The following is a 245-nucleotide window of genomic DNA, read 5'->3' on the forward strand; positions in this document are numbered from 1 at the left end:
TCCACTTGCGATTGGCTACTTTTTCAACGTAATCTGCCGGAATTTCTTTCACTTCTTTGATTGGTTGGTCCTTTTGTGCCTTAACATTAGTAACTTTTTCGCCCTTTGAATTGGTTAAAGACAGTTCAAGCTCTTTACTAATGCTTTTGCCATTTTTGGGCAGTTCAAGCTCTTTACCGGTTTGATAGACTATACCTTCTTTGTCTGCCTGCTCCCAAGCTTGTTTAACTACTTCAGAATAGAGC

Annotated in this window: 1 pseudogene; it reads right to left on the bottom strand. The window is 39.6% G+C overall.

The annotated features are described in order from the left end of the window. Positions 1-245, bottom strand: a pseudogene (locus tag FC20_RS10600) (phage head morphogenesis protein); the annotation flags it as partial.

This window comes from Lactobacillus equicursoris DSM 19284 = JCM 14600 = CIP 110162 (genome assembly GCF_001434815.1).
In the GTDB taxonomy this organism is placed as follows: domain Bacteria; phylum Bacillota; class Bacilli; order Lactobacillales; family Lactobacillaceae; genus Lactobacillus; species Lactobacillus equicursoris.